Annotated in this window: 10 protein-coding genes and 1 riboswitch; of the genes, 3 read left to right on the top strand and 7 right to left on the bottom strand. The window is 36.7% G+C overall.

Translation table 11 applies throughout. The features are described from left to right. Positions 1-64 precede the first annotated feature (64 nt). Entirely contained in the window at positions 65-1,054 is a 990-nt protein-coding gene (locus JFU54_RS18090; protein WP_061676137.1) for a tRNA dihydrouridine synthase, read from the bottom strand. A 201-nt stretch (positions 1,055-1,255) separates the two neighbouring features. Continuing rightward, positions 1,256-2,632 (bottom strand): 23S rRNA (uracil(1939)-C(5))-methyltransferase RlmD, encoded by a 1,377-nt coding sequence (gene rlmD / locus JFU54_RS18085; RefSeq protein ID WP_002140209.1) that lies wholly within the window; start codon positions 2,630-2,632, stop codon positions 1,256-1,258. A gap of 121 nt (positions 2,633-2,753) precedes the next feature. Next, a riboswitch (purine riboswitch) is annotated at positions 2,754-2,855 on the top strand. Between the two features lie 197 nt (positions 2,856-3,052). Between rlmD and JFU54_RS18080 the strand changes: the two genes are divergently transcribed. Further along, positions 3,053-4,249, top strand: coding sequence for a NupC/NupG family nucleoside CNT transporter (locus JFU54_RS18080; protein WP_002010061.1), 1,197 nt, complete (start codon positions 3,053-3,055; stop codon positions 4,247-4,249). Between the two features lie 45 nt (positions 4,250-4,294). Here JFU54_RS18080 and JFU54_RS18075 read toward each other — a convergent pair whose 3' ends face one another. Next, positions 4,295-5,002, bottom strand: coding sequence for a hypothetical protein (locus JFU54_RS18075; protein ID WP_002124912.1), 708 nt, complete (start codon positions 5,000-5,002; stop codon positions 4,295-4,297). A 504-nt stretch (positions 5,003-5,506) separates the two neighbouring features. Here JFU54_RS18075 and JFU54_RS18070 point away from each other — a divergent pair. Beyond that, on the top strand, positions 5,507-6,583 hold the full coding sequence (locus tag JFU54_RS18070) for a polysaccharide deacetylase family protein (RefSeq protein WP_016103211.1): 1,077 nt from the start codon (positions 5,507-5,509) through the stop codon (positions 6,581-6,583). Between the two features lie 116 nt (positions 6,584-6,699). Then, a complete protein-coding gene (locus tag JFU54_RS18065) occupies positions 6,700-7,929 on the top strand; it encodes an aminopeptidase (protein WP_002029496.1) in 1,230 nt (409 codons plus the stop codon). A 40-nt stretch (positions 7,930-7,969) separates the two neighbouring features. Here the strand turns inward: JFU54_RS18065 and JFU54_RS18060 are convergent, their stop codons facing one another. The 4 genes from JFU54_RS18060 to gabT form a co-directional block, all read right to left on the bottom strand. Further along, positions 7,970-8,293 carry a DMT family transporter gene (locus JFU54_RS18060; protein ID WP_000263259.1) on the bottom strand — a complete coding sequence of 108 codons (324 nt, stop codon included), beginning with the start codon at positions 8,291-8,293 and terminating at the stop codon, positions 7,970-7,972. Between the two features lie 47 nt (positions 8,294-8,340). After that, on the bottom strand, positions 8,341-9,792 hold the full coding sequence (gene gabD / locus JFU54_RS18055; RefSeq protein WP_002091321.1) for an NADP-dependent succinate-semialdehyde dehydrogenase: 1,452 nt from the start codon (positions 9,790-9,792) through the stop codon (positions 8,341-8,343). Continuing rightward, positions 9,785-11,152, bottom strand: a complete 1,368-nt coding sequence (locus JFU54_RS18050; RefSeq protein ID WP_002029493.1) for a sigma-54 interaction domain-containing protein — start codon at positions 11,150-11,152, stop codon at positions 9,785-9,787. The genes gabD and JFU54_RS18050 overlap by 8 nt, the downstream gene beginning before the upstream one ends. Before the next feature lie 306 nt (positions 11,153-11,458). After that, a complete protein-coding gene (gene gabT / locus JFU54_RS18045) occupies positions 11,459-12,823 on the bottom strand; it encodes a 4-aminobutyrate--2-oxoglutarate transaminase (protein ID WP_002140204.1) in 1,365 nt (454 codons plus the stop codon). Between the last annotated feature and the right edge of the window lie 25 nt (positions 12,824-12,848).

Raw genomic sequence — 12,848 nt, 5'->3', positions numbered from 1 at the left:
CTTAATTAAAATGAAACAAACACTCATAAAATCGCTACACCCCATCCCCTCTAACTTTCACAAGTTACACTGTTTCACTATCTCCATCCTTATCAACACTAGCCTCAAACTTATCAAGCAACGCACGCACTTCATCAGTCGATTTCGTGTTCATCAATTGATTTCTTAGTTCAGCAGCTCCAGGGAATCCTTTTACATAAATTTTGAAGAAGCGATGAAGCCCTGTGATTGAACGTGGTAGTACTTCTGCATATTGATCTTGAAGGTCAAGCTGCAGTCTTAGAAGATCAAGGTGTTCTTGACTGCTATGCTCTCTCGGTTCTTTTTCAAAGGCAAACGGATTTTTAAAGATTCCTCGTCCAATCATAACGCCATCAATACCGTATTTTTCAGCAAGTTCCATTCCAGTTTGACGGTCAGGAATGTCTCCATTGATTGTTATTAACGTATTTGGTGCGATACGGTCACGTAACTTTTTAATTTCCGGAATTAGTTCCCAGTGCGCATCTACTTGGCTCATTTCTTCTCTTGTACGTAAGTGAATAGAAAGGTTCGCAATATCTTGTTTGAAAATGTGCGTTAACCAATCTTCCCATTCGCTTAATTCTTTAAAGCCCAGTCGTGTTTTTACACTGACAGGTAGTCCACCCGCTTTTGCTGCTTGAATAAGTTCTGCCGCAACGTCTGGACGTAGAATAAGGCCACTACCTTTTCCTCTTGATGCTACATTCGGTACAGGGCAGCCCATATTAATATCGATACCTTTAAATCCTAGCTCTGCCATACCAATACTCATTTGGCGGAAATATTCAGGATTATCTCCCCAAATATGCGCCACTATCGGTTGCTCATCTTCTGTAAAAATTAAACGGCCACGTACACTTTTCATACCTTCTGGATGACAATAGCTATCCGAGTTTGTAAACTCTGTGAAAAATACATCTGGGCAACCAGCTTCACTTACTACGTGACGAAAAACAACATCTGTCACATCTTCCATTGGTGCAAGTACAAAAAACGGTCGTGGTAAATCATTCCAAAAATTATCTATCATTTCAAATTCAAATCCTCTCAATATGAATACAATTTCAAACTCTCAATTTAAAAATATAAAGCCAAATAGCAAAAGTACATTTGGACATTTATATTTTGTGAAAATCAGCAATACTCATTTTAACTAAAATCGTTGCTGAATGGTATTTTTATAAACCAAAAAGCAGATGGTATAGATTTTTCTATATCAACTGCTTTTTTATTATACCAACTTAAGCCAAGCCACACACTCCACATGAGTCGTATGCGGGAACATATCAACAGGCTGTACTTCCTGTGTTTTATATCCGCCTTCTTCTAGTACTTTTAAGTCGCGTGCTAATGTTGCTGGGTTACATGATACGTATACGACGCGCTTTGGCTTCATGTCGATGATTGTGTTTAGTAGTGCTTCGTCACAGCCTTTACGCGGTGGGTCTACGACCATTGTGTCGGCGATTACGCCTTCTTTGTACCATTTTGGAATGACTACTTCTGCTTCTCCTACGCCAAATTCAGCGTTTGTCATGTTGTTTAGTGCTGCGTTTCGGTTTGCGTCTTCGATTGCTTCTGGGACGATTTCAACGCCGTACACTTTTTTCGCTTTTTGTGCTAGGAATAAGGAGATTGATCCAATTCCGCAATAGGCATCAATTACTGTTTCGTTACCATTTAATTTTGCGTATTCTAACGTTTTATCGTATAGCACTTTCGTTTGTTCTGGGTTTACTTGATAGAATGAACGTGCTGAAATCGCAAATTTAATGTCACCGATAAAGTCATAAATATATTCTGATCCGTACAGTACTGTCGTTTTGTCTCCGAAAATAACGTTTGTACGTTTCGTGTTTACGTTTTGAACGATTGATTTTACTTCTGGGAATTTCGCTGCGATTTCTTCAATGATTGCTTCTTTATTTGGCAATTCAGCTGTACGTGTAATGAAGACAAGCATAATTTCCCCTGTTACTTGTCCGTAGCGAGCCATTACGTGGCGAAGTGTTCCTTTGTTACGCTCTTCATTGTAAGCCGAAATACCGTGCTTTTCACAAATACGTTTTACTTCTTGAATTAATGTATCGTTTTCTTCCGCCTGAATTAAGCATGATTCCATATTAATGATGTCATGCGTTCCTTGACGATAGAAACCAGCTACAAGTCCACCTTCACGTTCTCCAATTGGCACTTGTGCTTTATTGCGGTATACCCACGGGTTTTTCATGCCAAGTACAGGATGAACAGGAACATCACTTAGTCCGCCAATGCGCTGCATAACGTCACGTACTTGTTTTTCTTTCGCTTTTAATTGTCCTTCATATGTTAAGTGCTGAAGTTGACAACCTCCGCACTCGTTGTACACGGGGCATTCTGCATCTTTACGATATGGACTTTCTTGATGAAGCTTCATTAAACGACCGAACGCGAAGTTTTTCTTCACTTTAATAATTTTAATTTGCGCTTCCTCACCTGGTAATCCGTTTTTTACGAAAATAGGATATCCCTTCACTTTCGCAACACCGGCACCATCATGTGTTAAATCTTCAAACACTACATCTATAAACTCGTTTTTTTCAACTGGTGGCGTCATTTTTATACTCATTTTCCAACCTCTCTTTTTCATAACACTGCGTTACATTTTATCATACTTATATGGTCTATTTCTATTGGAAGAAAAAAAGCTATTGACGATAGTTCTCTAGTAATGTTACGCTACTACTAATTTAATACGGACGATGTTACCTCATATATAGTCGATAATATGGATCGAGAGTTTCTACCCGGCAACCTTAAATTGCTGGACTATGGGGAAAACTAATGAATATTAGCCTATGTATAAAAAAGACTCCTATTGATTAGCTTTCTCTCATAGATGAAAGTGAATCCATAGGGGTCTTTTTTTTATTTTTCAAAAAGGTCAGACATCTTACGTATGACATGAAACTTCCATTACTTTATTTTTAGTAATATAACGAGCGTTTTATGTAAAAACTTTATACGAACTTCTGAAAGGGGCAACTACATGCAATATGTAATGAGCATTATCGGTATTCTTGTCGTTTTAGGTTTATGCTTTGCTTTGTCAAACAATAGAAGTAAAATCAACTTCCGTGCAATTGCTATTATGATTAGTTTCCAAATTTTAATCGGTTGGTTTATGTTTGGCACAAAGATCGGACAGCAAATTATCATCTTCATTAGTAAAGTTTTCAACAAACTAATTAAACTTGGTACGACAGGTGTCGATTTTCTCTTTAATGGAATTCAAAGAGATTTTGTTTTTTTCTTAAACGTATTACTAATTATCGTATTTTTCTCAGCACTACTTTCTATCTTTAGTTATTTAGGTGTTTTACCATTCATCGTTCGTATTGTCGGCGGTGCACTTTCAAAAATTACTGGTTTACCACGCGTTGAATCATTCCACGCAGTAAATTCTGTATTCTTTGGTTCAAGTGAAGCGTTAATCGTTATTAAAAATGATTTACAACATTTTAATAAAAACCGTATGTTTATCATTTGTTGTTCTGCAATGAGCTCAGTTTCTGCCTCTGTAACAGCATCATACGTTATGATGTTAGATGCGAAATATGTATTAGCGGCTCTTCCGCTAAACTTATTCTCAAGCTTAATCGTTTGTTCATTATTAACACCAGTTGATACGAAAAAAGAAGACGAAGTGGTTCAAAAATTTGATAGAAACCTATTCGGAGATAGCCTTATCGGCGCTATGATTAACGGTGCGCTTGATGGTTTAAAAGTAGCTGGTATCGTTGCTGCGTTAATGATTGCCTTCATTGGTGTTATGGAAGTTGTAAACTACGTAATTAGCGCTGCTTCAGGTGCAATGGGATATGCTGTTACTTTACAACAAATCTTCGGTTATATACTTTCTCCATTCGCATTCTTAATGGGTATTCCAACTCAAGATATTATCCCAGCTGGTGGTATTATGGGTACGAAGATTGTATTAAACGAGTTTGTAGCAATCCTTGATTTAAAAGGCGCTACTGCAACATTAGCTCCACGTACAGTTGGAATCGTTACAGTATTCTTAATTAGCTTCGCAAGTATTAGCCAAATTGGTGCGATTGTTGGTACAATCCGTGCCCTTTCTGAAAAACAAGGAAGCATCGTATCAAAATTTGGTTGGAAAATGCTATTTGCATCAACACTTGCTTCTATTTTATCTGCAACAATCGCTGGATTGTTTATTTAATAAAAAATCACCTTACTTGTTTAAGTAAGGTGATTTTTTGATTCTTTATGAAACCGAGTGAAATTCGACCGCTTCTTCTGTATTGATAATCCTATCTTTATATATACCTTTTATTGAAATATAAATGATAGATTTGTTTATGTTTTTTAACTTTCCTAATGAAAAATGATAAAGTAATCCATCGCTTTTTAAGGTCCACATCTTCCCACTCCATGGCCCAGTAGCTTTTTGTTCATCCGATGCCTTTATTTCACCTTCATATTCACACTCTCCAAAAGGAGTTTTAATTGTATTCTTCTCTGTATCAATTCGAATATTTTTAATTAGTTTCAAATTCTCATCAGAGAGAATTTGAATTTCATGGTCTTTCTTTTTAAAAAAGAGTTTTCCGTCTTTTGTATTTATATATTCTGCATTATTCATTTCATCTATCATAAAATCATATTCTTCTTTTGTAATACCCAAGTTTTGATGATAAGGAAAAGTTTTTTTCGGGATAATTTCTTCTTCTGCATACTTCAAATACCAATCTAAATTATTTGTAATGCTAGCGCTCATCTTATTTCCGATTTTCTCCAATTTCTCTTTTATCCCATAAGGAAATTCTAGCGTCATAATATCCGCCGTAACTTCCGCATTCATAAGGCGTGATGGAATATACTCCTCCACACTATTCGCTTTACTCACTTCACTTTGACAACCGACTATGAATAGCGATATGAAAAGGATATATACTAGTTTTTTATATTTCATTTCTGTTCTCCACTCCGTACATCATTCTTACTTACATTTATAGCGGTTCTTATTATAGTCCAAGATCCTGATATTTTAATAGAAACTACTCTAAATATGCAAAATTGCATATTAATAAACCTTTCTCTTACTTTAAAATCAACTTAAATTATTTACCAAAATATACAAATTACAAATTTAAAATGTTATAATTTGTAAAAATATATTGGAGGATATTATGAAAGCTCACGCCCTTTTCGACTTCTTACACTTACTAGTTTTAAGCATGAAAAGCTATTATGTATGGGGAATGCCAATCTATGTATTCATTATCCCTCTTATTTTTGTAGTAGGTTATATCATTATCAAATCAAATAAGAAACGCAAGAATACCTCTATTCAAAGTCACTAACCTACCATTCACCTAAAAATGATATGATGAACAAGGGTAAATCCCCACCTCTCTTATAGCGGTGGGGATTTTAATGTAAGCATGCAACATAATACACAATAGAAGGTGATTTTATGAGAAAATACGCAGCGATTGCTTTATGTACATCTGCCATTCTAGCAGGATGTAATACTAGCAATGTAGAGCCTAAAAAAGAAAAACAGGTTCAAGAGGTTAAGAAACAAGAAGAGACGGTGCGGGAACAAGGTAAAATTTCTTATAATCCAATTACGCACGAATCTACAAACGCAAATATTCATATTACAGACATAAAAGATTCTTTAACCGAAGTACAATATAAAATTTGGCGCACTGCTGATGGAAAGGAAAGTGCTAAATCTTTTTCTTCTAAAGAGAAAGATCAACAATTTACACTTCCCTTTGATATAAAAGAATTTGAAGGAAAACGCGGTGAATATCAAATTGAAGCTACAGGAACAACAGAGGGCGGAAAAACTATTCCACTTACGAAATCTACTATTACTTTCGAGCAAAAAGTTCCTGTTCTTATGTACCATGCAATTGATGATTATCATGGACAAGGTATTAAAGATTTATTCGTATCGCCTGCTAACTTTGAAGCACAAATGAAGTATTTAAAAGAAAATGGTTATACTTTGTTAACGTTTGAACGCTGGGGCGATATAAATAAAGTAAACAAGCCGATTTTCGTTACATTTGATGACGGTATGAAAAATAATATGAATGCATTTCATGTTTTACAAAAACTAAAAGACGATACATTTAAACCAGCGGCAACAGAATATATGATTGTTGATAACGTTGATGTAGAAGGAGCTCTTTCTACATCTGAAATAAAAGAAATGGTTGATTCAGGTATTTTTTCTGTACAATCTCACACAGCAACACACGCAGACTTGCCGAAAATTACAAACTATGATGAAGAGTTAAAAGGATCAAAAGAAAAGCTAGAGAAAATAACAGGTAAGCCTGTTATCGCAATTGCTTATCCATTCGGTCATGTAGATGATAAAGTTGTCGCAGAAACAAAGAAACACTATCAATTTGCAACAACAACGAAGCCTGGACAATTCATTACGAAAGGTGAACCTGATGAGTTGTTAAAAATGAAGCGTGTTCGCATACACCATACAACGACTGTAGAACAATTTGCTTCTTCGATTAAATAACTATTAGAGCTCAATACATTTTGAGCTCTCTTTTTACGTTATATTTATATATATTTTTAGAATTTTCTTGTATTATATATAGTAAGAAATCTTTCAAACTAAAGGAGATTATACATATGTCATTTGAACAAACGTTAGAGAAATATGCTGCCCTTGCAGTCAATGTTGGTGTTAATATTCAACCCGGACAAACTTTATCAATCAGTGCACCTCTTGAGGCTGTACAGTTTGTACGCCTCGTTACAGAAAAAGCATATAAATCTGGTGCAAAACACGTATATGTTGATTGGAATGATGAGACGTTAACACGCTTAAAGTTCGATCTAGCTCCTGAAGAAGCTTTCTCTGAATTCCCTTCTTGGAAAGCAAATGCTCGTGAAGAATTAGCAAAAGAAGGCGCTGCATTTATGTCCATCTATGCAGAGAATCCTGATCTATTAAAAGGTGTAGAACCAAAGAAAATTGCAACAGCCCATAAAGTAGCTGGAGAAGCGATGAAAGTATACCGTGATTATGTACAAGCAGATAAAGTAAGCTGGTGCGTAATTTCTGTTCCTACGAAAGAATGGGCTGCAAAAGTATTCCCTGACGTAGCGCCAGAAGAACAAGAAACAAAGCTATGGGATGCTATCTTCAAAGCTACTCGTGCTGATTTAGAAAATCCTGTGGAAGCATGGAAAGAACATGATGAAACACTACATACAAAAGTAGATTACTTAAACGAAAAACATTATAAAGCTCTTCACTATACAGGCCCTGGAACAGACTTAACAATCGAACTTCCAGAGAAGCATGTATGGGCTGGTGCTGGTAGCTTAAATGAAAAGAACGTAGCATTTATGGCTAACATTCCAACTGAAGAAGTATTTACAATGCCTCTTAAAACAGGTGTGAACGGCCAAGTATCTAGCACAAAACCGTTAGCATTTGCAGGTAACATTATCGATAACTTCACGTTAACATTTGAAAACGGACGTATCGTAGACTATAAAGCTGAATCTGGTGAAGAGGCTTTAAAACATTTAGTAGAAACAGATGAAGGTTCTCACTTCTTAGGCGAAGTAGCTTTAGTACCTCATGATTCACCAATTTCAAACACAAATATTTTATTCTACAATACGCTATTTGATGAAAATGCATCTTGCCACCTTGCAATCGGAAATGCTTATGCATTTAACTTAGTTGGCGGAAAAACAATGTCTAAAGAAGAACTTGCTGAAAATGGCGCAAACGCTAGTATTACACACGAAGACTTCATGATTGGATCAGCTGAGCTTGATATCGACGGCATTACAGCTGATGGAAGACATGAGCCGATCTTCCGTAAAGGTAACTGGGCGTTTTAATAAAAATAAAAGGCTATCTTCCACGCCGGAAGATAGCCTTTTATGATGCCGATGACACTTTCAGTCCAATTACTCCTAAAACAATAAAGAGAATACAAAATGCTTGGAATAAATTAATATGCTCTTTAAAAAAGTACACACTAATGATTGTAATAAGTAGCGTTCCCACACCAGACCAAATTGCATAAGCAATGCTTAAATGAATCTTTTTAACAACGATAGCAAACACGCTGAAACAAATTCCATAGAATACGAAAATAAGTACACTTGGAACAAGCTTTGTTAAACCGTTCGATAACTTCATCGCAATCGTTCCAGCTACTTCAAAAATAATTGTTACGAGTAATAATAGCCAATATACCATACTAGAATCTCCTTCTCTGTTACCTTATAGAGATTCTAGTATACTACTTATAGTCCTAACGAAATATATTTAATTTCTAAATATTCCTCGATACCGAAATGGCCTCCTTCACGGCCGATACCACTTTCTTTAAAGCCTCCAAATGGTGCTTGTGCAACTGATGGAAGGCCATCGTTTAAGCCGATAATTCCGTACTCTAACGCTTCACTAATTTGGAATGCTTGGCTAATATCTTTTGTGAAAATATAAGCAGCCAAGCCATATGGTGTATTATTTGCTCGTTCGATTACTTCTTCAACTGTTTTAAATTTCGCAACTGGTGCAACCGGTCCAAATGTTTCTTCATTCATACAAAGCATCGTGTCATTTGCCAATCCAATTACCGTTGGCTGAATGAAATAACCATCTAACTCTGCAAATTTATGGCCACCGTATAAAACTTCTCCGCCCTTTTGAATTGCATCTTCAATATGTTCTTGTACTTTCGAAACTGCATTCGCATCAATAAGTGGACCTACAGTTGTTCCTTCGCCGAATCCATCTCCAACTTTCAGCTGCTCTACAGCTGTTGTGAACTTCCCTGCAAATTCTTCATACACTTCTTCTTGAACAAAGATGCGGTTTGTACATATACACGTTTGTCCTGCGTTACGGAATTTCGAACCAATTACCGCTTCTACCGCCTTATCTAAATCAGCATCATTCATAACAATAAATGGAGCGTGACCACCTAATTCAAGCGAAACCTTTTTCATCGTTTGCGCAGCGCTAGCCATTAATTCTTTTCCAATTTCAGTTGATCCTGTAAAGGAAACTTTTCGAACGCGCTCATCTTCCATCCACGTATCAGCAATTGCTTTTGCACTACCTGTTACAATATTTATTACACCTTTTGGAATATCTGCTTCATGTGCTAATTCAACTAACTTCAATGCAGTTAATGGCGTTTGACTCGCTGGTTTCACAACTGCCGTACAGCCTGCTGCAAGTGCTGGAGCTACCTTTCTCGTAATCATAGCAGCCGGAAAATTCCAAGGCGTAATAGCTGCCATAACCCCAACTGGTTGCTTCATAACTAAAATACGCTTATTCGGATGAGAAGCAGGAATCATTTCACCGTATATTCTCTTTCCTTCTTCTGCGTACCATTCAACAAAACTATTTGCATAATTCACTTCACCAAGTGCTTCTGCAAACGGCTTCCCTTGCTCTCTCGTCATGATTGCTGCAATTTCTTCTTTATTTTCATCAATGAGCGTGAACCATTTTTTTAACTTTACTGCGCGATCCGCTGCCGTTAATTTTGACCATAATTTAAAAGCCTCATGTGCAGCATCAACTGCTTGCTTTGCCTCTGTAATCCCGCCCTTTGGTACAGTTGCAAATACTTCCTTTGTCGCTGGATTATTCACTTCGATTTGTTCTTGCAGTGTAATCCACTCACCATTTATATACATCGCTTTTTTCTCTAAGTTTACGAACGTCGCTTTTTTATCCAATGTTTTCTTCCTCCTCTATGAACTTCTTAATCTTCCTAGTGGCAGCAGATTGACTTATTTGTAAAAACTCAGCCACTTTATAACTTGATCCATACGTTTTATACGCTTTAAGAATAATATTTCTCTCTACCTCTTCCAGCATTCTATAAAGACTTTGTCCGGATTGTTCAACTGTGGCCTCTTGCATAGATAGTGGCAAATCTTCTACCGTTACAAAATCATCAGCAGTGATAACAATTCGTTCAATTACATTTTCAATCTCTCTATTATTTCCTTCCCAAGGGTACCCTACAAACATTTGTAACGTACTAGGTGCTAACTTCACATCACGTCCGTACTTTTTATTAAAATGCTGTAAATAATGATAGATGAGCGGCAAAATGTCTTCTGTTCTCTCCCGAAGTGGCGGAATTGAAATTGGAATGACATTCAGACGATAGTATAAATCTTTCCGGAATGTTCCTTGTTTCACCATCGTACTTAAATCTCTATTTGTTGCCGCTACAATTCTAACGTCCACCTTTTTTAATTCTCTTCCGCCTATAGGACGAAACGTTTTTTCTTGCAATACTTGCAAAAGCTTCGCTTGAATTTCAAGCGGCATTTCACCAATTTCATCTAAGAAAAGAGTTCCTTTATGCGCTGATTCTAATAGCCCCTTTTTCCCTTCACGATTTGCACCTGTAAAAGACCCACCTGAATATCCAAAAAGCTCAGATTCGATTAAATTCGTCGGCAATGCCGCACAATTAATTTCATAGAAACTTTCATTCTTCCGGTGACTCACTTCATGCAAATGGCGTACTAATCGGCTTTTCCCCACTCCAGTCTCACCTAATACGAGAACAGTACTATCTACTACTGATACTTTTTTTATTGTTTCGATTATTTTTTGCATAGCGATACTTTTAAAAATAAGTCCTTCGTGTTCATATGTTTCTCTTAATTCTTTTTTATATGTTTTTAACTGATTATCCATTTCCTCTACCTTTTGACGTAATTGATAGAGTTCTGTAAGATCACGAGAATAACTAATCACTCTTCTTAAATTTCCCTCATCATCAAAAACAGGCCTTGTACGGACATGCAAATACTCTCCTGATTTCGTTGTTTGAACAAGTTCCACTGGCCTTTTCTTTTCAATTACTTCTAACGTTGCAGACGGATAAAAAATCCCTTCTTTTTGTAGTTCTTTTACATGCTTTCCTACTAATTCCTTAGCAGAGAGCTGGTAATGTCTTTCACACATGCTATTTACACGTACAACGATTCCTTTATCATCCGTAACAAAAATTTCGTCAAATGCATATTCAAATACATCTTGTAAATCCATCAACACTCGTTCCTTTTCTGCAACCATCCTAGCCACCCCTTACTTTAAATCCATCGATTCACTTCACTATCTTTATTATAAAGTGAATTTTCTGCATTTTATATAGAGTAAGCTAGATTGTTTTCAATTTGTTATTTATACAAATCTATTTATATTTTTCAACACATAATTCGCTGCCTTGAAAAATACAGAATGCCATCGCAACCACACCCTCACTTTGTTTTAGCTTGGCATGGGGCAGGAAAAGGGGCTGACCGATTCTATGCATGGCCAGATGCTCTCTTTCGCCTAAAAAGAAAAGCTTTATGCCCTTTTTTAAGTTATCCCAATTCTTTATACACGAGCGATATTTGCTTGCTCATAACAAGCTTGCAATGATTCTTCAATTATTGTTAAACCTTCCTCAAGTTGCTCATCTGTAATCACTAATGGCATTAAAACACGAATAACATTTCCATATGTTCCTGCTGATAGTAGAAGTAATCCATGCTTATTTGCTTCTGCACATAAATTAGACGCTAATGTTTTATCAGGCACTTTCGTCTTGCGATCTTGAACTAGCTCGAATGCACACATTGCCCCTAAGCCGCGCACATCACCGATGCAATTATATTTGTTTTTCATCTCTTGGAATCGGTTCATTACGACTTTCCCTACTTCTATCGCTCTATCATTTAATTTCTCTTTTTCTATTACATCAAGCACAGCTAATGCAGCCGCACATCCTAGTGGGCTTCCTGCATATGTTCCGCCCAGTTCTCCCGGTGCAGACTCATTCATAATTTCTTTACGTCCAATCACGCCACTTATCGGTACACCAGCACCTAATGATTTAGATACAGTAATTAAGTCTGGAACGACATCATAATGATCAATTGCAAAGTACTTTCCGGTACGACTAAAGCCTGTTTGAATTTCATCAGCTACAAATAAAATACCGTGCTCTGAACAAATGCTGCGTACTTCTTGAACGAATTTCTTACTTGGAACGATAAATCCGCCTTCCCCTTGAACAGGTTCCATTACAACTGCTGCAATTGTTTCTGGTGCTACTTCTGATATGAAGAAGTTCTTAAACTCTTCAATGATAAAGTCATCATACTGCTCTTCTGTTAAACCTTCTGGGCGACGGTATTCATATGGGAATGGCGCTTTATATACTTCTGGAGCAAATGGGCCAAATCCAAATTTATATGGTTTTACTTTACTTGTCATCGTCATTGTCATTAATGTACGCCCATGAAATCCTTTAGAAAATGCGATAATTCCAGGTCTCTTCGTATATTTACGAGCAATCTTCACTGCATTTTCAACCGCTTCTGCCCCACTATTTAAAAACAGCACTTGTTTATCGAAATTACCTGGTGCTACTGCGGCAAGCTTTTCCGCTAATTCAATATATGGCTCATACATCATCACATTAAATCCAGTATGAATATATTGATCTACTTGTTTATGAAGCGCTTCTTTAACGGCTGGATGACAGTGTCCTACATTAATTGTCCCAATTGCTCCTGCGAAATCAATGTACTGATTTCCATCCACATCTGTTACGAGTGCACCATTTGCAGACTGTACAAATGTTGGAATACCATTACTTACTCCTTTTGGTACTATATTTTGGCGGCGTTCTAATAAAGACGCTGCTTTCGGTCCTGGAATTTGTTCATTTACTTTAGCAAATTTTTTTGTGTTCATTGTGTACCCCATCCTTTTCTATACA

It is taken from the genome of Bacillus sp. TH19 (assembly GCF_016651075.1).
GTDB classification, from domain to species: domain Bacteria; phylum Bacillota; class Bacilli; order Bacillales; family Bacillaceae_G; genus Bacillus_A; species Bacillus_A mycoides.
The sequence above is the reverse complement of the archived record's forward strand: the minus strand, read 5'-3'. Positions and strand labels throughout refer to the sequence as shown.

Coding starts and splice junctions, on each gene's coding strand:
- JFU54_RS18090 (WP_061676137.1), bottom strand. CDS start 1,054: ATGATAGATAATTTTTGGAATGATTTACCACGACCGTTTTTTGTACTT.
- rlmD (WP_002140209.1), bottom strand. CDS start 2,632: ATGAGTATAAAAATGACGCCACCAGTTGAAAAAAACGAGTTTATAGAT.
- JFU54_RS18080 (WP_002010061.1), top strand. CDS start 3,053: ATGCAATATGTAATGAGCATTATCGGTATTCTTGTCGTTTTAGGTTTA.
- JFU54_RS18075 (WP_002124912.1), bottom strand. CDS start 5,002: ATGAAATATAAAAAACTAGTATATATCCTTTTCATATCGCTATTCATA.
- JFU54_RS18070 (WP_016103211.1), top strand. CDS start 5,507: ATGAGAAAATACGCAGCGATTGCTTTATGTACATCTGCCATTCTAGCA.
- JFU54_RS18065 (WP_002029496.1), top strand. CDS start 6,700: ATGTCATTTGAACAAACGTTAGAGAAATATGCTGCCCTTGCAGTCAAT.
- JFU54_RS18060 (WP_000263259.1), bottom strand. CDS start 8,293: ATGGTATATTGGCTATTATTACTCGTAACAATTATTTTTGAAGTAGCT.
- JFU54_RS18050 (WP_002029493.1), bottom strand. CDS start 11,152: ATGGTTGCAGAAAAGGAACGAGTGTTGATGGATTTACAAGATGTATTT.
- gabT (WP_002140204.1), bottom strand. CDS start 12,823: ATGAACACAAAAAAATTTGCTAAAGTAAATGAACAAATTCCAGGACCG.